17 protein-coding genes and 1 pseudogene are annotated in these 21,994 nt (G+C 43.5%); 7 read left to right on the top strand and 11 right to left on the bottom strand.

Annotated elements, in window-relative coordinates:
- Positions 1-57: 57 nt before the first annotated feature.
- Positions 58-1,560, top strand: coding sequence for a lysine--tRNA ligase (lysS, locus tag IEY48_RS07020; RefSeq protein ID WP_188918666.1), 1,503 nt, complete (start codon positions 58-60; stop codon positions 1,558-1,560).
- 106 nt (positions 1,561-1,666) lie between these two features.
- On the opposite strand, the gene IEY48_RS07015 is transcribed toward lysS, so the two are convergent.
- From IEY48_RS07015 to IEY48_RS07000, 4 genes are all read right to left on the bottom strand, one after another.
- A complete protein-coding gene (locus IEY48_RS07015; RefSeq protein WP_188918664.1) occupies positions 1,667-3,376 on the bottom strand; it encodes an FAD-dependent oxidoreductase in 1,710 nt (569 codons plus the stop codon).
- 68 nt (positions 3,377-3,444) lie between these two features.
- A complete protein-coding gene (locus IEY48_RS07010) occupies positions 3,445-3,792 on the bottom strand; it encodes a Fur family transcriptional regulator (protein WP_188918661.1) in 348 nt (115 codons plus the stop codon).
- 395 nt (positions 3,793-4,187) lie between these two features.
- On the bottom strand, positions 4,188-4,469 hold the full coding sequence (locus IEY48_RS07005; RefSeq protein WP_188738213.1) for a DUF134 domain-containing protein: 282 nt from the start codon (positions 4,467-4,469) through the stop codon (positions 4,188-4,190).
- Positions 4,470-4,775: 306 nt separating this feature from the next.
- Positions 4,776-5,681, bottom strand: coding sequence for a WD40 repeat domain-containing protein (locus tag IEY48_RS07000; protein WP_229786351.1), 906 nt, complete (start codon positions 5,679-5,681; stop codon positions 4,776-4,778).
- 312 nt (positions 5,682-5,993) lie between these two features.
- Between IEY48_RS07000 and pyrC the strand changes: the two genes are divergently transcribed.
- Positions 5,994-7,031, top strand: a complete 1,038-nt coding sequence (gene pyrC, locus IEY48_RS06995; RefSeq protein ID WP_160055137.1) for a dihydroorotase — start codon at positions 5,994-5,996, stop codon at positions 7,029-7,031.
- Between the two features lie 81 nt (positions 7,032-7,112).
- On the opposite strand, the gene IEY48_RS06990 is transcribed toward pyrC, so the two are convergent.
- On the bottom strand, positions 7,113-10,517 hold the full coding sequence (locus IEY48_RS06990; RefSeq protein WP_188918659.1) for an EAL domain-containing protein: 3,405 nt from the start codon (positions 10,515-10,517) through the stop codon (positions 7,113-7,115).
- A 431-nt stretch (positions 10,518-10,948) separates the two neighbouring features.
- On the opposite strand from IEY48_RS06990, the gene IEY48_RS06985 reads away from it, so the two are divergent.
- A complete protein-coding gene (locus tag IEY48_RS06985) occupies positions 10,949-11,404 on the top strand; it encodes a DUF2057 family protein (protein WP_188918658.1) in 456 nt (151 codons plus the stop codon).
- A 9-nt stretch (positions 11,405-11,413) separates the two neighbouring features.
- Here the strand turns inward: IEY48_RS06985 and IEY48_RS06980 are convergent, their stop codons facing one another.
- From IEY48_RS06980 to IEY48_RS06970, 3 genes are all read right to left on the bottom strand, one after another.
- Positions 11,414-11,605, bottom strand: a complete 192-nt coding sequence (locus IEY48_RS06980; RefSeq protein WP_188918656.1) for a helix-turn-helix transcriptional regulator — start codon at positions 11,603-11,605, stop codon at positions 11,414-11,416.
- 23 nt (positions 11,606-11,628) lie between these two features.
- On the bottom strand, positions 11,629-12,510 hold the full coding sequence (gene rluF, locus IEY48_RS06975; protein WP_188918654.1) for a 23S rRNA pseudouridine(2604) synthase RluF: 882 nt from the start codon (positions 12,508-12,510) through the stop codon (positions 11,629-11,631).
- A 190-nt stretch (positions 12,511-12,700) separates the two neighbouring features.
- Positions 12,701-13,609 carry a DUF72 domain-containing protein gene (locus IEY48_RS06970; protein ID WP_487250742.1) on the bottom strand — a complete coding sequence of 303 codons (909 nt, stop codon included), beginning with the start codon at positions 13,607-13,609 and terminating at the stop codon, positions 12,701-12,703.
- A gap of 227 nt (positions 13,610-13,836) precedes the next feature.
- On the opposite strand from IEY48_RS06970, the gene IEY48_RS06965 reads away from it, so the two are divergent.
- A complete protein-coding gene (locus IEY48_RS06965) occupies positions 13,837-16,884 on the top strand; it encodes a transglycosylase domain-containing protein (RefSeq protein ID WP_188918650.1) in 3,048 nt (1,015 codons plus the stop codon).
- 72 nt (positions 16,885-16,956) lie between these two features.
- Here the strand turns inward: IEY48_RS06965 and IEY48_RS06960 are convergent, their stop codons facing one another.
- Positions 16,957-17,394 (bottom strand): DUF3429 domain-containing protein, encoded by a 438-nt coding sequence (locus tag IEY48_RS06960; protein ID WP_188918648.1) that lies wholly within the window; start codon positions 17,392-17,394, stop codon positions 16,957-16,959.
- 78 nt (positions 17,395-17,472) lie between these two features.
- On the opposite strand from IEY48_RS06960, the gene IEY48_RS06955 reads away from it, so the two are divergent.
- Positions 17,473-17,964, top strand: a complete 492-nt coding sequence (locus IEY48_RS06955) for a GNAT family N-acetyltransferase (protein ID WP_188918646.1) — start codon at positions 17,473-17,475, stop codon at positions 17,962-17,964.
- Here IEY48_RS06955 and IEY48_RS06950 read toward each other — a convergent pair.
- The gene (locus IEY48_RS06950) at positions 17,961-18,131 is read right to left on the bottom strand and encodes a hypothetical protein (RefSeq protein ID WP_188918643.1); all 171 of its coding nucleotides are present in this window, start codon (positions 18,129-18,131) and stop codon (positions 17,961-17,963) included. The two genes, IEY48_RS06955 and IEY48_RS06950, sit on opposite strands and share 4 nt — an antisense overlap.
- Positions 18,132-18,362: 231 nt before the next feature.
- Here IEY48_RS06950 and IEY48_RS06945 point away from each other — a divergent pair, with 231 nt between their 5' ends.
- Together IEY48_RS06945 and IEY48_RS06940 are read left to right on the top strand one after the other, a co-directional pair.
- Positions 18,363-19,610, top strand: a complete 1,248-nt coding sequence (locus IEY48_RS06945; RefSeq protein WP_188918641.1) for a DEAD/DEAH box helicase — start codon at positions 18,363-18,365, stop codon at positions 19,608-19,610.
- 160 nt (positions 19,611-19,770) lie between these two features.
- Complete coding sequence (locus tag IEY48_RS06940; protein ID WP_188918639.1) at positions 19,771-21,828, top strand: PhoX family protein; 2,058 nt, start codon at positions 19,771-19,773, stop codon at positions 21,826-21,828.
- A gap of 56 nt (positions 21,829-21,884) precedes the next feature.
- Here the strand turns inward: IEY48_RS06940 and IEY48_RS20655 are convergent.
- Positions 21,885-21,994, bottom strand: a pseudogene (locus tag IEY48_RS20655) (IS982 family transposase); the annotation flags it as partial.

Below are 21,994 nucleotides of genomic sequence, written 5' to 3'. Positions count from 1 at the left end.
ATATTAACTTTTTTCGTCATGCATCGTAAGTGTGGCGAGTAAACGCGAGAATATAACATGACCGAACACGTACAAGATGAAAACAAACTGATTGCAGAGCGCCGCGCTAAACTAGAACATATCCGTACTAGCTGTCCTGCAAATGCTCATCCTAATACTTGGCAACGTAGCCATAAAGCCGCTGAACTGCAGGCGCAATATGGTGAACAAACTAAAGAAGCCCTAGAAGCGTTAGGTTTTCAAACCAGTATTGCCGGTCGTATTATGGCTAAACGTGGTCCATTCTTAGTGCTTCAAGACGTGTCTGGTCGTATTCAAGCGTATGCTGGCAAGCCAGTACAAGGCGACTTAAAAGAACGTTATCAAGGTTTAGACATCGGTGACATCATCGGTGTAAAAGGTCAGCTGCATTTATCGGGTAAAGGCGACTTGTACGTCAACATGGAAGAATACCAATTGCTGACTAAAGCATTGCGTCCATTACCAGAAAAATTCCACGGTTTAACCGACCAAGAAACTCGCTACCGTCAGCGTTACGTTGATTTGATCGTAAACGAAGACTCGCGCAATGCATTTGTTATGCGTTCTAAAGTGGTTTCAGCTATTCGTAACTTCATGATCAAAAAAGAGTTCATGGAAGTAGAAACCCCAATGATGCACGTTATTCCTGGTGGCGCATCTGCACGTCCGTTTGTTACCCATCACAACGCGTTAGACATGGCGATGTACTTACGTATCGCGCCTGAGCTATACCTTAAGCGTTTAGTGGTTGGCGGTTTTGAGCGTGTATTTGAAATTAACCGTAACTTCCGCAACGAAGGCCTATCACCACGCCATAACCCAGAATTCACCATGATGGAATTCTATATGGCGTACGCTGATTACAAAGATTTAATGGACCTTACTGAAGAAATGCTTAGTTCAATTGCCATTGAATTATTAGGCAGCGCGCAAATGCCATACGGTGAGCACACCGTTGACTTTGGCGGCCCTTATGCGCGTTTAAGCATGTTAGAAGCGATTCAAAAGTACAACCCAGATAACGCTACCATTCAAGCAATGACTTACGAGCAAGTGAAAGACGTTGAGTTTATGCGTGATTTAGCATCGAGCCTAGGTATTAAGCTTGAAAAATTCTGGACTTGTGGTCAGCTACTAGAAGAAATCTTTGGTGAAACCGCAGAACCTAAGTTAATGCAACCTACGTTCATTACCGGTTATCCAGCAGACATTTCGCCTCTTGCACGTCGTAACGACAACAACGATTTCATTACCGACCGTTTTGAGTTCTTTATCGGTGGCCGTGAAGTGGCGAACGGCTTTAGCGAGCTTAACGATGCAGAAGATCAAGACAACCGCTTTAAAGCGCAGGTTGATGCCAAAGATGCGGGCGATGATGAAGCGATGTTCTACGATGCAGACTACATTACTGCACTTGAGCACGGCCTACCGCCAACAGCAGGTCAAGGTATTGGTATCGACCGTTTAGTGATGTTATTCACTAACACTCATACTATTCGTGACGTGATTTTATTCCCAGCGATGCGTCCACAAGCTTAATCGTCCATGTTGGCTTGGGCCAATATTGAAGCATAATAAAAAACCAGCCTGCCGGCTGGTTTTTTGTTGCTGTTTTTTGTTTTAGTGAGCCGGTCTAACGCCTAAATTAAAAACGGGCGTTGACCATTTGGAAGGTTTTGTAACCGCCAGTGAGGTTACGCACCTTAAAGCCGTGTTGAGTCAGCATGCGATAAGCAACATGTCCACGTAAACCAACCTGGCAGAATACCAGTAACTCTTTGTCTTTTGGAAGCTCGTTAAGTCGGTCACGCAGTTGCGGCAGTGGCATATTAATCGCACCATCAATAGCCCCTGCAGTAGTTAATTCACCAGGATTGCGAATATCGACGATGATTTGATTTGCACTTAAGTTAACGAAATCTTGAGTGTGACAAATCTGTTCATCACCTAACAATACGTTTGCTGCCACCATACCCGCCTGGTTAACGACATCGCGCGCCGAGCCAAATGGCGGTGCATAGGTGAGCTCAAGGTCGGCTAAATCATATACTGTCATACCAGCACGTTGCGCCACGGCTAGCACGTCAATTCGCTTGTCTACTCCATCTAATCCTGCCGCTTGAGCGCCTAAAATTGTGCCATTATCTGGATTAAACAACAGTTTTAGCGTAATAGGATGCGCGCCTGGGTAATAACTGGCGTGGCTGGCGGTATGCACATAAATTTTTTCAAATGGAATGGCTTTTTTGAGTAAGGTCTTTTCATTGAGCCCGGTAGACGCTATAGCCATATCAAATAGCTTACAAATGGCAGTACCCTGAGTGGCGCGATACTTTATATTTGCACCTAACATGTTATCGGCTGCTAAACGCCCTTGTCGGTTAGCAGGCCCCGCAAGCGGGATTAACGTTGGGTTGCCCGTGACAAAATCTGCGGTTTCTATGGCATCGCCAACGGCATAAATATCAGCATCTGAGGTGCGCATTTCATCATCAACTTCAATACCACCGAGCTTACCTAACTCAAGGCCGCATTCAGATGCTAGGCTGGTTTCTGGTTTCACACCAATGGCCAAAATCACTAAGTCGGTCGCGAGTGTTGTGTTATCACTTAAGGCTAATTGCAAATGAAAATGCGGCGATGCAGGTTTATCGTAATCATCCGTGTTGTCAGATTCAGTCAATTGAATAGGGCATTCTGTTATGGCGGCAAGTCCGGTTTTTAAACGTAAATCAACATCGTTATCGACCAGCTTTTGGTGCAGCATATTGGCCATTTCAAGGTCAACTGGGCCCATAACCTGGTCGGCAAGCTCCAATAAACTGACTTCTAAACCGACATGGCGTAGTGCCTCGACCATTTCTAAACCAATAAAACCGCCACCCACAACCGTGGCATGTTTGGGCTTATGCAGCATTAAGGTGGATAGGATTTTATCCATATCGGGAATATTACGCAGGCTATGAACAAAGTGGCTATCAATGCCTGGCAATGGCGGTTTAATGGGTGAGGCGCCAGGGCTTAGCAGCAATTTATCATAGGATTCTAGGTAGGTTTCATTGGTTGCAAGATTGCGTATTGTCAGTTGTTTAGCCTGGCGATCAATAGTGATCACTTCGTTTAATACCCGCACATCAACATTAAAACGCGATTTAAAGCTTTCGGGTGTTTGCAGTAATAGCGCATCTCTTGATTCTATCTCGCCGCTAATATGGTAAGGCAGGCCGCAATTGGCAAACGACACAAACTCGCCTCTTTCTAACATAATGATTTCAGCAGTTTCAGATACTCGTCTTGCTCTTGCGGCTGCCGATGCGCCGCCGGCAACACCACCAATGATGACAATCTTAGTCATGCTTATCTCCAATAAAGTTAAGTCATTAAACCTATTTGTAGATGTGCAATAGGTTTACGGAATAGGTTTTAGGTAATCGATTCGTTTAAATGTGCTTTTTGACATTCAAAACACTGGCCATACATATTGAGACTGTGGTGATGAATGCTCATACCATGATGCTCAGCCGCTAAGCTTAAGCGCAGTTCAATTAACGGGTCGACAAAATCAATGACCTTGCCGCAAGTGAGGCAAATTAAATGATCATGGCGTGGTTTATTGTTGAGCTCGTAAATCGTTTTCTCAGATTCAAGCAAACGACGGGTCACAAGGCCTGCTTGCTCAAAATCAGACATCATCCGGTAAACACTGGTTAGCCCAATGCTCTCACCTTGTGCATTAATACCTTGATAGATGTTCTCTACGGTTAATACCATACCGCGTTAGTAAATGATCTCTCAGCGAGAATTTAAAAGGACTTAAACAAGGCGAATGACTGAATGAATAGTTGTTCTCTTTCGAAGTCATGCAACGCAGTGTAAGCCCTTTTAAAACTCGCCTGAAAGGAATGCCCCAGCGGCTTTTGCTCTGCGTTCTCGCTATTTGAAAGGGAACAACCATTACTACATAGCGACGCCTTAATCAAAAACCGCTGGATGCATTCTGAGCGGTCACTTATTAATGCGGAATGGTATGAATGCTGCTCACCAACCTGGTTGATAAATTCGAGCAGTTTACATCTTTGATGAGTAACTTTGAGGCCAGAGTCTTTTAATACTGCTTGCATTAGCCTTACCTATTCACGCCATTACGTGTTTACTGTACTGCTGATTTAGTTGATGCTTTTTGTCATCAATGCTTTGCCATTAATTAAGCTATCAACCACCTTGAGCCTTGCGGCTTTCACTAAATTGGCCAGTGTTTGACGAGATACGCCCATCGACTTAGCCGCCTCTTGTTGTTGCATACCGAGCAAGTCAACTAAGCGTAATGCTTCCATTTCGTCCTCAGCTAGAGGCACCTGTTCCAATTGCGTCATTGGAATACCATTAGGTTTAAAGCAAATGTTGGCGGGTTGTCCGCATATGTTTCGGGGTATTTTGGGTCTTGCCATTTGACACCTCATTTTTAGCATATGCCATTTATACTGAATGTAGTTCGTACATGCAAGCTCTATTGTTTATTGAGTTTGAGATACAAACAGATCTTTGATCTAGCCCATAAAGCTGACAACTCTACGATACTGATTTTATCACTGCGCTAAATCAAGCTGGCTTTGGGGGGCGTGAGTGACTGTTTAGTGATGCTATTGATACATATGGATGCTATCCGAGAGATTATTTTATAATCCGTGATACGCCAAACAGGCCCTAACAATACAAATCAAATAAAGCGGTAATGATATCTGATGGTGATAAACTTATAAGCTCCACGTCTCAAGTGCGCCATCTGAGCTTAAGGTCAATAGCTTACCATTAGGTTTCATTACCATTGAAAATACCGTGGTGCCAGCGTTATAGGCGGTGATATCCCAATGAGAAAGCTCTTTTCCAGATGAGGCATCCCAATAGATAACACTTTGTTTTGACGTTGCGGTAATTAAGTTTTTACCGTGATTGATGAATAACGCCTGCCGGAAATAGCGATAGCGTTCAAGGTAATCTAGATGACTTACTGACTGCGTTGTTTGGGTATCGATAATGACATTGTTATCGAGTGCATCGGCAATAAATAAGCGCCGATTAGCGTCATCAAAACTCACGCTGGTGATTTGTTGAGGACGTGAGAAACTGCTGATCAACTCACCGCTATAAGCAGCCCAAATATGTACATCACCATCAAGCCCCGTCGATAATACCTGCTGTTCAAAGCCCGATAGCTCAACATGATTAACTGCGGCGCTGTGTTGTTTAAACAATGACATTGTCATGCTACTTCGTTGTATCACTGTAATTGAACCATCATTCATCCCCACCAAAATAGTGCTGCCGGTTTGGCTCAGAAAAAGGCTCGAAATACTGGCGTCGGGATTAAATCCCTGGGCGGGCCAGCGTATATCTAATTTGCCTGTCTCAAGGTTAAAAACGGATATTTTTTGTTTGCCAGCAGTCGCAAGGAATTGTTTGTTACCTGATAATGCCAGCAGATAATTGGTTTCATCAAAGTCATCGTCAGACCATTGATGTAATAGTTGACTTGTCGCCACATCCCAAATTGATAATGTACGGCTTCTGCCTAATGTAATAGCCATACTGGCATCGTTAGACAGTACGCCATCAATTAGCGTTTCTTGAACAAGTGGTTGAATATTATCGGAGGTTTTCATCACCTCAGCTTGATTGCAGCCAGAGACAGTCATCATTATCGTGATTACGGTAATAAAGTGCACATTGAATAGTAATCTAGAACCGGCATTAGCTAACAATTTAATTCCCCTATAAAAATGATGCTTTCAACATAATAACATAGAGCGTTACCGCTGGTTTTAATGGGTTGTAGTTACTTGAATAGCGCGACTTTTTAATCAATTGCATGATTTTTTGATATAGAAAAGTCTGCGTTCAAATTATGCATCTATTAAGAAAAAGCGAATTCAGGCACAATAGCGGCAATTTTGGTAGTAGCACTAGGAACCCACATGACGCAAATAACCCTAACAACGCCAGACGATTGGCACCTTCATTTTCGTGATGGTGACATGTTGCGTGAAACCGTACCTGCAACAGCAAGATTGTTTAAACGTGCGATTGTGATGCCAAACTTAGTGCCACCTGTGACCAATGCCGACATGATTGTGGCCTATCGTGAACGTATTTTAGCTGCGCGCCCTCAAGGCAGTGACTTTGAACCATTAATGACCCTGTTTTTAACCAACAACACCAGCGCCCAAGACATTATCGACGCTAAAGCGGCGGGTGTGGTAGCGGCTAAGTTGTACCCTGCAGGCGCGACAACCAACTCCGATGCAGCAGTAAAAGCATTGGATGCATTATTTCCCATATTTGAAGTCATGGCTCAGCAGGGCATGTTGTTGTTAGTGCACGGTGAAGTGACTGAGTCGCATATTGATATTTTTGATCGCGAAAAGCTGTTTATTGATCGCTATTTATCGCGCATTGTTGAAGCTATTCCTCAACTTAAAGTGGTGTTTGAGCATATTACGACTAAAGAAGCTGCTGAATTTGTCGCTGGCGCATCAGCCAATGTGGCCGCCACTATTACTCCGCAACACTTACTGTTAAACCGCAATGATTTGTTAGTCGGCGGTGTGCGTCCACATAACTTTTGTTTGCCAGTATTAAAACGCAATATTCATCAACAGGCATTGCAAGCTGCGGTAGCAACGGGCTCAAGCAAGTTCTTTTTAGGTACCGATTCAGCTCCACATGAAAAACACCGTAAAGAGTCAGCATGTGGTTGTGCCGGCTGTTACAGCGCCTGGAGTGCGTTAGAGTTATATGCCCAAGTGTTTGATAACTTAGGCGCGCTAGATAAGCTTGAAGGTTTTGCGAGTTTCCATGGGGCTGACTTTTATGGCTTACCGCGCAATAGCGGTACTGTGACGTTAGTGAAACAAGAATGGACAGTGCCAGAGCAAATTATTTTGCCAAATGGTAACCCTATTGTACCGTTTTTTGCTGGCGAAACCGTTAGCTGGAAAGTGCAAGGCGCTTAATGGCTGTCAGCTTTTGCTGGCATGATCGCAACGGCTAACTCTGTGGTTAGCCGTTGTGTTATGCCACATGGGTAGGCAGTATTATTTAGGTTGGTGTTGTGCGTCTAACAGCGCTTCAAATTCTGCTTTTGGCAGAGGTTTGCTAAACAAATAACCCTGGCCGTAATCGCATTTTAATGCATTGAGTAATTGATATTGCTCTTCTGTTTCAATCCCTTCAGCAACCACCTTTAAGTTTAAACCATGGCCCATTGCAATAGCCGCCCCCACCAATTCTAAATCGCCGGGGTCGACGGTAATGTCATTAATAAAGCTTTTATCCACTTTTAAGGTGTCAAAGGGATAGCTGCGCAGATAACTTAAGGATGAGTAACCAGTACCAAAGTCGTCCATGGAAATGTTGACACCAATATCATTAATGGCCGTTAAGTTACTATTGATAATTTGGTCGCCGCTGAGTAATACCCCCTCAGTGATCTCTAACTCGACACTACAAGGCTGAATATCGTATTGAGATAATAGCGTTGTAAGCATATCGACAAATTTGTTTTCTCTAAATTGTTTTGGTGACACGTTAATCGCGATTTTAAATTGGCGGTTATAGTAAATCTGCCAATGGTATGCGGCACTAAAAGCGCTTTCTAATACAAATTGTCCGATAGAAATGATTAATCCTGTTTGCTCTGCGATTGGAATAAACTCGTCAGGTGTGACATTACCGAGTTCAGGGTTATGCCAGCGTAATAAGGCTTCTGCACCAATAATGCTACGATTACGAATATCAACCAGCGGTTGAAAATACACCTCTAACTCATTATTTTTTAATGCATTACGTAACTGCTCTTCTAATTGAAGGCGGCGGTGCATGTCATTATTCATTTTATGAGTGAAAAAGGTATAAGTATTCCGGCCTTGTTCTTTAGAGTGGTACATCGCCGAGTCTGCCTGTCTAAGCAGCTCTTTTGCATCAAGGCTGTCGTTAGGGTAAAGCGCAATACCGATACTAATGGTGGATACCAACTCTCGTTTTTCCAGCTGGAAAGGTAAGTAGAATTGCTGTAACAATTTATTCGCCGCTATCTCAATATCTGCTTGTTGGTGAATGTCGCTCAGTAAAATAATAAATTCATCACCACCAAGACGCCCGACAACATCATCGGTGCGAATGGTGTTTTGTAAACGGGTAGCGGCTTGTATTAACAACTCATCACCCACCGAGTGGCCTAAGGTGTCGTTAACCTTTTTAAAGTCGTCTAAATCTAAAAATAATACGGCAACGTGACTGTTGTCGTGTTTTGCTTGTGTCAGCATTTGAGCGAGCCGCTCTAGTGACAGTAAACGGTTAGGTAAGCCGGTTAAGCTGTCGTAATGGGCTTGATGAAGAATTTTTTCTTCTTGTTGTTTGTATTGAGTAACATCCTGTTTTAACGCTAAATAATGTTTAGTGACTCCAGCGTTATCAAAAATAGGGACAATGTGGGCGTGCTCCCAAAAGATGTCGCCATTTTTCTTTCTATTTTGCAGTTCGCCTTGCCAAGTCTTTCCGGAAGTAATGTTTTCCCATAGTTCGCTATACAAAGATTTGGGCGTTAATCCCGATTTAAGCATACTCGTAGGCTGGCCTATAACTTCAGCTGCGCTGTAGCCAGAGATCTTTTCAAAGGCGCTGTTAACGTATTCAATTTTACTGTCTGTATCAGTCAAAATCATCGAGATAGGGCTTTGCTCAATAGCTTGTGACAAGGTTAGTGCTTGTTCTTCAGCTTTTTTCTGAGCACTTAAATCAATATCGATACAATACATTTCGGTTTCGTTGTCGGTATTGTTGATTAACGTATGTGAGGAATAAACAGGAACACTGGTGCCATCTGCGCGTTGAAGCATTAACTCTTCAGCCGGAATTGGAATACCCTCATTAATCCATGATGTCACGTTATCAATAACATCCTGCCTATACGGCGCAGGAATAATTAAATCCTCCAGTTTTTTCCCCAGAGCTTGCTCCTGAGTGTAACCATAAAGATTTTCGCTGGCTTTGTTCCAAAAAATTACCGAACGATTTTTGTCGTATCCTTGTACCGAAATCGCCGGAATACGCTCAAAAATATGTCTGAACTTAGACTCACTAAGCAGGAGTTTTTTCTCTGCTTCAATCCGCTCCGAAATATCCTTAACAAAGCAGAAAAACATACCATTATCGCCGTCCCAATAACTGACACTGACCTCAACATGAAACAGATGCCCTTGTTTATGTCGATGTAATGAGGTGTAGTTAAAGCGTTTTTCGCGCCTTGCTTGGTCAAGTTTTCGCGTTGAAAACTGGCGTTTATCATCGGTTTCAATTTGATTAACAGACAGGCTAGTTAATTCATCTGTGGTATAGCCTGTCATATTGGCAAAACTCTGGTTTACCTCTAATATCTTTCCTTCGAGTGAGGCAATTAAAAAACCGTCCTGTGCAGTGCTAATAATATTGTGGTAAGTGGACTCACTACGCTGCAGTTGCTTTTCGATATGAAGTTTTTCTGCGACATCGTTGCTCACTCCGACAATCCCTAAAATATCGCCATCAACATTGGTGAATGGCGTTTTTTGAGTGCGATAAATATGCTCTATTCCATTGGCTGAGGTCACCCTATCTTCATAAACTAGGGTTGCCTTATGCGCTAATACTTGAGTGTCTTCATTGGTGAATTTTCTGGATTTTAGGGTGCTAAAGAAGTCATGGTCTGTGTGCCCCTTGATTTCATCTAATGTTCGATTTAATGCGTTAGCAAACGCTTTATTGCAACCGAGATATTTACCGTCAGTGGATTTGTAAAAAATCAAATCGGGTATGCCGTCGATGATATTTTGTAAAAGATTTTTTTCCGTTTCGAGTAACTGCTTATGATGTAGCAACTCTTGAGCCAATTTTTGGCCATCAATCCGATGTTTCAGTAGGAGGCCGAGTAAGAATGACAATGCAGTGAATACGGTTAACAAGGTGGGGCTGATGGTTGAAATAATGGTATATCTGTCTGATACCGGCATGAGCAGCAGGCAGCTGATAACAATCACTTCTACGGCCACGCTTAACGTTAAAATGTTTTTCCAAGTCAGTTTTGTATTCGATTTTGTTAACCCGTAACGCCAACACAATCCGCTAATGGCGCTGATAACAATAATGAACGTCCCTACATAGACTCCGTCGCCACCCAGGTAGACCCTAAAACTCGCAGCAAATAGGGTTGCAATAAGCGTGGGGATTAATCCAAAAAATAACCCGCTAATGCTCAGTAATATCCAACGTGCATCAAAAAATACCCCAGGGCGCAGCTCCCAAGGGTTGCTCATGACGCTAATGGCAATAATGCCAATAAAAACCCCACTTAATAAAGACTTGTATTTAGACGGGGACATTTTTTGCAAGCCAATTGCATCGTATACCACGACTAGCGCGAGCAAGAGTATTGCGTTGTTCATCAAGCTAAAAAAACTATCCATTGGTTCCCCGCAGATAAAAGGGCCTGTCATCCATTACTATAAGTTGTGCGCATTGACTCGGCTTAAAAATGCTATTGATCAAGTTATAAATGACGCACTGAATTCCTTTTAATGAGTTTAGTCGTATATTTATTTTTTACCTAAATCATCGCCATAGCGGCAAACTAAGATCAAAGTTGAGAAATGAGGTTCACGCTATCATGCAGCTTAATAGATTGCTAAATAATCTTGAGTAAATGTGAGTGGGCGCATGCTTATTTATAGAGATAAAAAAATTATTATAATACAGCGTAGTAGGTTGTTTTTGGGGCGCTGTTAGGGGGCTTGAAATCGATATTCAAACATTGTTGAAAGATTAATTGCACTCGCGGGGTCTTTTAAATCAATACAACTTGCTTGGTAGCCAGGCAATATTTTAAAAGGACAACCCCATGAAATTATTAACTAGCAATGCAATCACACCTAAATCTGTTTTTCGCACAGCGATTATCAGCTTCAGTTTATTATTTGGAGCTCAAGTGCAGGCTTCCAGTTTAACCGTGCCTGATTCGCTCGTTGTCGAAACAGTCAATGGCGAGAGTGTTAGCCTTGATAGCACTGTCGGCCTTAAACGTGGCCAACAGCTGGTAGAAATCAATTACCGGGATTTGTTTCAAGACAATGCCGATGACTCAGGTTATTGGGTGCGCTCAAAGCCACTTTACCTCACGTTAAATGTGGCTAACAACCAACGTTATGAAATTATCACCCCAACAATTTATAGCGCTGAAGAGGCGCGTGAGTTTTTAGACAACCCACAAGTTAAGTTAACCATTAATGGTGAACATCATGATGATGTTGAGTTACTCACGCAAGCGAAATTACTCACACAATTGCTGCTTAAGTAGTGTGCAAGGTTAACCCGCAGCGAACGCAAAGAGCTGGCCACGATTTTTAATCTTGGTTTTTTTATAAATATTTTGCACGTGCATTTTGACTGTATTAACGGAAATGTTGAGCTCTTTAGCAACTTCTTCGTTTGTGAGCCCGTGCAGTATTAGGGATAAAATCTGTTGTTCTTTTTTTGCGCAACACCTATTCTTTACCATTCAGCTGTTATGTTGCAGGTATGTTAACGCTTAGGTTTGCGCGAATGGTTTGATTTACCTTTATTCGCGGTGGGCTTTTTAGGCTTGCTGCCTCTGCCTTGCATAAAGTGCTCTGGGCCTTCAATGGTGTCACGCAGGCTTTTTAATGGCTTTTTCTTGGGCTTTTTAGGCGCTTTTTTCACTTCAGACGACGAGTGTTCAATCAACTTCATTAAAGTGCTGAGCTCTTGCTCGTCTAGGTCGCGCCATTCACCAATGGGTAACCCTTTAAGCGACACATTCATTATTGATTGGCGCTCAAGCTTGGTGACTTCAAAGTTGAAGTATTCGCACATGCGGCGAATTTGACGGTTAAGGCCTTGGACTAACACAATTTTAAATGCATAAGGTGACACTTGTTCAACCTTACACTTTTTGGTTACTACGCCCAATATGGGCACGCCAGCGGCCATGCCCTTAATAAAATCATCGGTGATGGGTTTGTTGACGGTGACGACGTATTCTTTGTCGTGGTTATTACCCGCACGTAAAATTTTATTCACTAAATCGCCATTGTTGGTTAAAAATATCAACCCTTGCGAGTCTTTATCTAGACGACCAATCGGAAAAATGCGTTCGCTGTGGTTAACAAAATCGACAATATTGTCGCGCTCAGTACCTTCGGTGGTACTCACAATACCAACAGGCTTGTTTAGCGCAATAAACACTAAATCGGCTTCATCACGCGGTTCAATATCTTGGCCGTTGACTTTCACTTTGTCACCAAACTCAACCGTGTCGCCAATTTTGGCGCGTTTGCCGTTAATAAATACATTGCCCTGTTCAATGAAGCGATCGGCTTCTCGGCGTGAGCAGATCCCACTCTCGCTGATGTATTTATTTAAACGGGTTGCAGATTCACTCATAGCGGTTCCTTTATCAACATAAACGCGCTGCACTGGCAGGCTGGATCGGCGCAGATAATATCATAAACTGTTTTATACCCAAACAACCTGAAGATGCTCTATTTCAGCAAGACTTTACAGGTGTTTAGGCAAGGCATTGATTGGGGATATTGTTCTTTATGCCGTCTGCTGAAAATCATTGCATTAATGGCTACAAATCTAAGCCCATTTGCGCTGTCGCATCTTGATGTTGTGCCAGTAAGTTAATGTCGCTTAGTGGCGTAGGGGTATGCATGAGCTGTTGCTGCAATAAGCGATATAAATCGACAGCTAACTGCGGTGCATCGTGATTGTCTGGGGTATGAATAAACACATACGGTTGTTTGCCCTCGGCCACCCATAATGGCAATTGCTTAAGCCAGTTTTGAAAAAAGCTCACATTCGCCTCCGCCTGTGGATGACCAATAAATCGTACCACCGGACGTTGCGCCGTTGCGATGGCATGCACTGGCACTTTGGGCTTTTTTTGGTGGGCGTCAATAACGGCTTCGGATGTTGGCGGGGCAGCAAATACTGGGCGAGTGTCCATAATAATACGATTACACTGGTAATTGATAAGCAAGCGGTTAAGGTCTCGCTCGGCATCACCTTTGGCAAAAAAGGCTGGATGACGAACCTCGACACCATAGGTTAACCCTTGAGGTACTTGAGTTAAAAACTGGGCCAACACGGGTAAATGTTGCGGACCAAAACTGGCGGGTAATTGAATTTTCCACATGCCTGTTACGTCGATTAATGGTGTCATTGCCGAAAAAAATTGCTGCACTGCAATATTGGCGTCTTGCAGCATTAGTTCGTGAGTAATGTGTTTGGGCAGTTTAAAGGTAAAACGAAAGTTGTCATTAACGGCATTACGCCAGATTTGGGCTTGCTGTAACGATGGCGTAGCATAAAAGGTGGTGTTGCCTTCAACGGTATTAAATATTTCAGCGTAACGGGCAAGTCGCTGGCTGGGGTCGTTATGACCATAAACAGTATGTTGCCAATGGTTTTGCGACCACATTGCGAGCCCCAATCTTATGGCGGGAAAATCGACTTGCGATGATGCTTGTGTATTCAAAACTGTCCTCAAGCTGAAATGTCGTTTTTATATGAAAATATCGTAGTAATAACCAAAACCACTTAAACGAGCTAAAAAGCAATATTTATCCCGAGCTCAGGTTATTTAGTTATTTTGTCTATATCTAATCGCTTTATCCATCTGATAAAATCAGTGAGATTGACTATCATATCAGTCAAAAAACACATTGTGCATTATCTTGGTTTTATGGGTTAGTTGGAGTGTTTGTGTCGAGTCAGCCTACTGAGCGTCAGTTTGATAATTATCGTCCAAAAGAGTCTACGGCTAAGCCGGTTAAAGCTCGTAAAAGTAAAGCCGGTATTTTATGGGTAATCCTAATATTGGCGACTGCTTATTTGCTTGAGTTCGAAGTTAGGACATCTTATTACCAATCTCACTTTCTGCACCAGTATGCCAGCAAGCTCACCTATAAAAAACGTGATTATCGTAGTGATGCGGTGATTTATCCTGAATATGGCCCCTTCGATGATAGGCATGGCTATAGCCAATTACCGAAAAAAATTGAACGCCTAATCGAGCGTAATTACCAGATTACTCAACAAGTGGTATTTTCGCCAATGTTGATGGATTACACCGAAAAGGGCTTTTTTCCACCGTATCACGAAAAAGCCCAATCAGGTCTGTTGATTAGAGATTGCCGCGCCATGACAGTGTTCGACTTCTCGTACCCTAAACGTGTCTATCAAGACCAGGACACCATACCGCAACAAGTCATGAGTACCTTGCTGTTTATCGAAAACCGCGAAATGCTTAGCCCTGAAACCAACTATAACCCAGTGGTCGATTGGCCTCGTTTTGTATTGGCTGCAGCGAGCCAAGTTGCCGAACTGGTGGGTGTAGATATGTCAAAGGCTGGTGGCAGCACATTAGCCACCCAAATTGAAAAGTTTAGACATTCAAATCATGGCTTAACCCTAAGCATTAAAGATAAATTGCTGCAAATTGGTTCGGCCATTGTGCGGGTATATCAGCAAGGCGAAAATACCATTAATGCGCGTCAGCGTATTGTGCAAGATTACCTTAACACGGTGCCGTTATCATCGGCCCCAGGTTTTGGTGAAGTGCACGGTATAGGTGATGGTTTATGGGCGTGGTTTAAAACCGACTTTGCCCAAGCAAACCAGTTATTACTTAGCCGACACACGCCACAAAATGGTGCGCAGCGCGGTAAAGTGTTTAGAGAAATCGTCGCGCTTATGATTGCTCAGCGTCGTCCGTCATATTACTTACTACAAGGCCACGATGATTTAGAGTCATTGGTCGACAGTTACTTACGCTTATTAGGCCGTGACAGCTTAATTGAAACCAAGTTAATGGTGGCTGCGCTAGAGAGCTCGTTAACCTTTAATACCACTAAGTTAGCAGCAACTAACCAAATCCATAATAAAGGTATTAATGCGGTGCGCATTCGCACTGCAGGCATGTTAGACCTTAATTTATATGATTTAGACCGTTACGATTTAGCCATTAACAGTACATTTCATGGTGATTTACAGCACAAAGTGAGTGATTACTTACGTAGCTTAGCGCACGTCAATTCAGCAGAGCGCATTGGCTTATTAGGCCAGCGTTTATTGTCGGCGCAACAACTCGACAAAGTGCTGTATAGCTTTACCTTGTACGAAAGCACCGACAGCGCCAACAGAGTGCGTATTCAAACCGACAGTATCGACCAACCTTTTGATATTAACGAAGGCAGTAAACTCGAGCTTGGCTCTACCGCTAAACTGCGAGTATTGGCAACGTATTTAGACATTATTGCCGAACTGCAGCAGCGCTTCTCGGCCATGACGGTAGCCGATTTACGCCAGGTTGATGTGGAGCGAAAAGATCATATTACCCGTTGGGTAGTCGACTATTTGATAACCACGCGTGACCGTAACTTAACCCGTATGCTCGATGCAGCCTTGCAGCGTGAATATTCAGCCTCGCCAGATGAACGCTTTTTCACGGGGGGCGGCTTGCATGTGTTTAATAACTTTAACAAGAAAGAAAACAGTCGTGTTCCCACTTTATATCAAGCCCTGCAAGAGTCGATAAACTTACCGTTCGTGCGCTTAATGCAAGACATTGTCAGTTACAGCAGTAGTTACAATAGTGAAGGCAGTGTGTCGCAATTATTGCGTAATGACAAAGATCCGCGCCGCGAAGAATACCTAAAAGCCTTTGCTAAACGTGAAGGAAGCTCATTTGTAAAACGCTTTTATCGTAAGTACCGACAACTCGCACCCGAGCAACGCTTAGAAGTGCTATTTGACGGTATCGCACAGCAAGAACAAAAATTATCGGCAGTGTATCGCTATTTAAAACCTTACGATGGCGCCCGTGAACTTAAAGCGTTTTTAAATGCGCGTTTGCCAGCCAAACACTTTAGCGATAAAGAGATTAACGCACTGTATAACAAGTACGGCGAAGACAAGTTTAACCTGGCCGACCAGGGCTATATTGCTCGAGTGCATCCACTTGAACTATGGGTGCTACGCTACTTAAATGAGTATCCTGAAACGGGCTTAACCCAGGTATTAGACGATGCACAACCCCAGTTACAAGAGGTGTATCGTTGGTTATTTAGAACCCGCTATCAAAATGCCCGCGATGTGCGTATTCAGGTGATGTTAGAGGTTGAAGCGTTTTTAAGTATTCACCAACGTTGGGTACGTATGGGTTACCCGTTTGAATATATGGTGCCGTCGCTAGGCTCTGCGTTAGGCAGTTCCGGCGACAGACCCGCAGCATTAGCTGAGCTCATGGGCATTATTCAAAATGACGGTTATCGCTTTCCAACCGTACGTATAGATGAACTGCAATTTGCTAAAGACACCCCATATGAAGTGACATTAGCCAATAACAAGCAAATGGTCACTCGGGTAATGCATCAAGAAGTGGCCAGAGCCCTTAAGCGTGCTTTAGCTAATGTGGTGCAAAATGGCACTGCCAGACGCCTTAATGGTAGCTTGACGGATAATCAAGGCCAGGCAATTGTGATGGGCGGTAAAACCGGTACTGGCGACAACCGTATCGCAACCGAAATTCGTGACGGTCGTAAGTTTGCATCAACTGCCATTAATCGCACTGCGACCTTTGTGTTTTACTTGGGCGATCGCCACTTTGGTACCTTAACGGCATTTGTGCCGGGTGAAAAAGCCGATGACTTTAGCTTTACTTCAGCACTGCCATTGCAAGTGCTTAAAGGTATGATGCCAATCTTGTCGCCAATGATTAATCAAACCGAGCAATGCCAGGCAGGGTTGTGATTTAATTAAAACGATTGTGTAAACAGCCCATCAACCTTTGGGCTGTTTACATTGAAAACGATTGATACAAGACTATTGATACAAGCTAAGCATTACCACCGCATGACATAAAGCAACCACACTGGTGAGTATGGTGCGCAGAGTCATATAGCTGGCAGAATTTGATAATTGCTTGGCCTTAAACTCAACAAACAGTAGGTATAAATAACCACTGAACAGTAAGATTAATGCCGACAATTCAAATGGCGTTAATAGTGCAATCCAGCAACCTAGCGCAATAACGTTACTGACAATTAATAACTTAGCGATATTATCATCGGGGCTAAGTACAACGGCTTTGCCCCATAATGTGCCCGCCATAAAACTTAAAATAATTGCGCTGTAACTAATAAAGCCAAGTAAGGTATGCTCAGGTGATAACACACTATGATTAAACGCCAACAAACTCAGTGTGATAAACGGAATTAAACCTGCAAATCCGAGCCATTGCCAAGTACTAATGTGTTTCATGCTATCTCCTTTGCTATAACGCCCTTAACGCCAATATAAATGATCTTGGTTGTACAACCTATAGGTGAACGAAGCGCAATGAATATTTATCTTAAAGACGTTAGCGAACAAGATTTAAGTTTACTATTTGAGTTTCAAAATGACCCCATCGCCAACAATATGGCCGATGTTCCGGCACGTGAACGTGCGGCGTTTTATCGGCATTGGCAGCAAAATATTTTTGCCAACGACCAAGCTATCGCAATCGGTATTTGGCATGACAACATATTAGTTGGCCATTTGGTGTCGTGGATTAATGATGAGTTAGCCACCGAAAATGAACCAGAAGTGCGTTTAATTGGCTATTGGATTGGGCGTAAATATTGGGGGAAGGGGATTGCGACGCAAGCGCTTAATGTGTTCTTACAACAATATATCTCTAGCCCGGTTTACGCCTATATTGATGTACAAAACCAGGGTTCGTTAAAGGTTGCTCAGGTCAATGGGTTTGTGGATGTTACCGCGCAATATTCATCGTTATTTACTAAAGATAATTTATTAATATTTAAGCGCGATAACGTTACAAATTAATGGCCTGCACCGCCGCATCCACCACAACAGCTGCCGCCATTGCCTTTATTTTTTTGTGATGTTTCTGTTTTGGGTACTGTGTTTTCCGGTTCAGATTTTGGCGCAACATGACTAACCGGCTCAGTTTGTTTGGCTGGTTTAAAAATACCGCTAATTGAAAAACTCATGGTGATGCCTCGTAATAAAGTGGTTAGTGATTTATAGCAAACAGATCAAACATATAAATATTTTGCATGTTTAAATTGTATAATTCCCACTTTTATAGTCAAGTACTATTTGTGACACTTTGTTAGGTATGCCTTAAACGTCACATTGAGTCATAATACAATGTCATTACGAGTTTTTGTTTTGATGCGAATGGGCATGATAAACTGCGCATCCACCTTTTTGGAGCTGTTATGTCTTTTGCTGAATTATCGCTACACCCTTCGTTAATGACCCGTTTAGCTGAGCTTGATTATCAGCAAGCGACCCTAATCCAATTGCAGGCTATTCCGGTGATTTTAAGCGGTAAAGATGTCATGGCTGGGGCGCAAACTGGCACAGGTAAAACGGCGGCATTTGCATTGCCTATATTACAGTCAATTTTGAGTCAGCAAGCGCTCAGTCCTAAAGAAGCCATTAAGGTTATTCGTGCCCTAGTGTTAGTGCCTACCCGCGAGCTAGCACAACAGGTTCATCACAGTATTGAGCAATATGCTCATGGTAGCGACATTAGCAGTGTGATGGTATATGGCGGCGTGAGTATTGGCGCACAAATTCGCCAACTTGCTGGTGGTGTAGATATTTTGGTGGCAACCCCAGGGAGATTACTTGATTTACTCCGTAAGCGTGCATTGACCTTATCGCAGTTAACACACCTTGTGTTTGATGAAGCCGATCGTATGCTCGACATGGGTTTCAAAGACGAGATAATTGATGTACTAAAGCAAGTGCCTAAAACCCGGCAAACACTGTTGTTTTCAGCCACGTTAGATGACCGCATGTTTAGCTTTAGTAAACGCTTATTACAGTCACCTAAAGTGATTGAAGTGGCCAAGCGTAACACCACTGCCGCGAGTATTGTTGAACGCGTTTATAACCTCGACAGCAACCGAAAGTGTGCGGCATTGTGTCATTTAATTAAACTTGAAAAATGGCAACAAACCTTGATTTTTAGCCGCACCAAACAAGGTGCCGATGCCTTAGTGAAACAAATGAAGCACGCGGGTGTGAGCGCTGAAGCCTTTCATGCTGATTTATCACAAGCCCTGCGTGAACAAGTGCTAAGCCAATTTAAAACCGGCAAGCTTACCGCGTTGGTGGCCACCGATGTTGCAGCCAGAGGCTTAGACATTAACGAGCTTAATTATGTCGTTAATATGGAATTACCGTTTCAGGTTGAAGACTATGTTCATCGAATTGGCCGTACAGGTCGTGCGGGTAATCAAGGCCAAGCAATCACGTTACTCAGTGTTGATGACGAGCCGTTACTGATAAAATTAGAAACCTTTTTAGACCGCCGCCTCCCGCAACAATGGTTAACAGGGTTTGAGCCAGATTTAACTCAACTGGCTGTTACTACTAGAAAAACCACCAAAGGTGCTCTTAAGCAACAAGCGCGTAAAAAAGCCTTAGGTCAACGTCCTTCTCGTCATAAAAGATAATAGTCATTGCACAATTGTCTGATGCTAGTTGCGCATCAGCCGTCTTTTAAATGCCATATTATTGTCATGATTTTTGAACCTTGTTGTCACATTAGATGCTTATCTTAGCTGTCGAATAATCATACCTACAGTTAATGTTGAGCATACACAAGGAATACATATGAGCAAGGCGACGTTTAACCCAACTCGTTTTAATAAAAGCAAAAATACTCCATTTAATGAGGTTATGGACGCGCACTTATCACGTCGTAATTTTGTTAAGCGTGGTTTGGGCCTCAGTGCTATGACTGCCTTTGGTGGTTTCGGATTAAGTGCCTGTGGTTCTGATAATGATGATAACAGTACTCCAGAAACGCCAACCACACCGGAAGCGCCAACACAAAGTTCAGCCGTGTTAGGTTTTGAGTCTATCCCTGGCTCGCTAACCGACTCTGTCGCAATTCCTGCTGGCTATTCAGCCTATGTATTAGCGCCTTGGGGCACGCCGCTTAACTCAAAAGCCGCAGCATGGAAAGATGACGGAAGCAACACCGCTGAAGACCAGGCAAACTCTGTGGGTATGCATCATGATGGCATGCATTTCTTTCCGCTCAATGATGCTGGTGATGACGGTTTATTGTGCATTAACCACGAGTACATTGACCAAAGTGCGTTACACCCAACAGGCCCCACTTACGACACAGATGGCAAACGCAGTGTAATCGACGAAATACGTAAAGAAATCAACGCACACGGTGTCTCGGTTGTGCGAATTAAATTAGAATCAGGCATGTGGGAAGTGGTCGAAAATGACAGTTATAACCGTCGTTTTACTGGCGCTACAGTGATGGATATGGGCGGCCCACTAGCCTATAGCTCATACCTTGAAACACGCTACTCGCCAGACGGCAGCCAGGCGCGCGGTACGTTAAACAACTGTGGGAATGGCTACACGCCTTGGGGTACGTATTTAACCTGCGAAGAAAACTGGCCTGGCTACTTTGTTAATAAAGGCACACTAACAGACGAGCAAACCCGTATTGGTATTTCAACCTCTGATACACGTTACGGCTGGGATCATTTAGCGGGTGATGACGATGAGCGTTTAGATGAATTTGCTCGTTTTGATGTCACGCCAAGCGGATCAAGTGCAGCGAACGATTATCGTAACGAAGCCAATGGACATGGTTATATTGTTGAGATTGATCCATACAGCCCTAACTCTCGTGCCGTTAAGCGCACAGCATTAGGCCGTTTTCGTCATGAAGGTTGCGTGTTCGGTAAGCTTGAAGAAGGCAAACCCATTACTTTCTATTCTGGTCACGATTCTCGCTTTGAATACCTGTATAAATTTGTGTCTGACGCAGTGTGGGACGCAGCTGATGCTAACAGCACTAATCGCTTAACTGTAGGCGATAAATATATGAATGCAGGAACCTTATATGTCGCTAAGTTTAGTGAAGATGGCGTGGGTGAATGGCTACCGTTAACCCTAGACGGTGTGACTACTGATGGCAGCACACTTGCGAGCAGCTTTGACTCACAAGCCGCGATTATCTTAAATACCGCAGGTGCTGCGGATCTTGTCGGCGCGACCCCAATGGACCGTCCAGAATGGGCAGCGGTTGATCCATTTACTGGCACGGTTTACCTGACACTGACCAATAACAGTCAACGTACCGACAGCACTAACCCTGCTAACCCTCGTTTAAATAACAACTTTGGGCATATTATCCGTTGGGATGAAGGCGACGCCGCCACTGAGTTTAGCTGGGATATCTTTGTCTTTGGTTCACCTGATGATGGCGATGCTGACACTAACTTATCTGGCTTAACTGATTTAAATCAGTTTGCTAGCCCTGATGGTTTAGCATTCGATGCTCGTGGGATTTTATGGGTGCAAACCGATAATGGTGCCTCTGAAGTGACTGAAGAAACTAACGACCAAATGTTAGCGATTGTGCCATCAACCATGGTTGATGCCGACGGTAACCAACAAGTGGTCAGTGCCGACAACCAAACCCAACTGAAGCGTTTCTTTGTTGGGCCAAATGGTTGTGAAGTCACAGGTTTTGCGATTACCCCTGATTACACCACAATCTTCGCGAATATCCAGCATCCAAGTAACTGGCCATATTCTGATAAAGCAGACGAAGCCACACCTGCAGGTGTGACTGTGCGTCCACGCGCAGCGACAGTGATGATCCGTAAAGATGATGGCGGTGCAGTTGGCGTATAATATGCTGTAGGTGACTTAGAGATAACTGCGAGATAACTCATTAACCTCAGATCTGGTTAAGCAAACACGATATTAGTGCTATCTAACAGCTCAAGTTCTTGAGCTGTTAGATTTAATGATGGCTTCTCGTCTTTTAAACAATATGCAATCAATCCACCAAGTAGAT

The sequence above is a fragment of the Shewanella saliphila genome, from assembly GCF_014648295.1.
Lineage (GTDB): Bacteria > Pseudomonadota > Gammaproteobacteria > Enterobacterales > Shewanellaceae > Shewanella > Shewanella saliphila.
This window is presented reverse-complemented; position numbering and strand designations above follow the sequence as displayed.

Coding starts and splice junctions, on each gene's coding strand:
- lysS (WP_188918666.1), top strand. CDS start 58: ATGACCGAACACGTACAAGATGAAAACAAACTGATTGCAGAGCGCCGC.
- IEY48_RS07015 (WP_188918664.1), bottom strand. CDS start 3,376: ATGACTAAGATTGTCATCATTGGTGGTGTTGCCGGCGGCGCATCGGCA.
- IEY48_RS07010 (WP_188918661.1), bottom strand. CDS start 3,792: ATGGTATTAACCGTAGAGAACATCTATCAAGGTATTAATGCACAAGGT.
- IEY48_RS07005 (WP_188738213.1), bottom strand. CDS start 4,469: ATGGCAAGACCCAAAATACCCCGAAACATATGCGGACAACCCGCCAAC.
- IEY48_RS07000 (WP_229786351.1), bottom strand. CDS start 5,681: ATGAAAACCTCCGATAATATTCAACCACTTGTTCAAGAAACGCTAATT.
- pyrC (WP_160055137.1), top strand. CDS start 5,994: ATGACGCAAATAACCCTAACAACGCCAGACGATTGGCACCTTCATTTT.
- IEY48_RS06990 (WP_188918659.1), bottom strand. CDS start 10,517: ATGGATAGTTTTTTTAGCTTGATGAACAACGCAATACTCTTGCTCGCG.
- IEY48_RS06985 (WP_188918658.1), top strand. CDS start 10,949: ATGAAATTATTAACTAGCAATGCAATCACACCTAAATCTGTTTTTCGC.
- IEY48_RS06980 (WP_188918656.1), bottom strand. CDS start 11,605: ATGGTAAAGAATAGGTGTTGCGCAAAAAAAGAACAACAGATTTTATCC.
- rluF (WP_188918654.1), bottom strand. CDS start 12,510: ATGAGTGAATCTGCAACCCGTTTAAATAAATACATCAGCGAGAGTGGG.
- IEY48_RS06960 (WP_188918648.1), bottom strand. CDS start 17,394: ATGAAACACATTAGTACTTGGCAATGGCTCGGATTTGCAGGTTTAATT.
- IEY48_RS06955 (WP_188918646.1), top strand. CDS start 17,473: ATGAATATTTATCTTAAAGACGTTAGCGAACAAGATTTAAGTTTACTA.
- IEY48_RS06950 (WP_188918643.1), bottom strand. CDS start 18,131: ATGAGTTTTTCAATTAGCGGTATTTTTAAACCAGCCAAACAAACTGAG.
- IEY48_RS06945 (WP_188918641.1), top strand. CDS start 18,363: ATGTCTTTTGCTGAATTATCGCTACACCCTTCGTTAATGACCCGTTTA.
- IEY48_RS06940 (WP_188918639.1), top strand. CDS start 19,771: ATGAGCAAGGCGACGTTTAACCCAACTCGTTTTAATAAAAGCAAAAAT.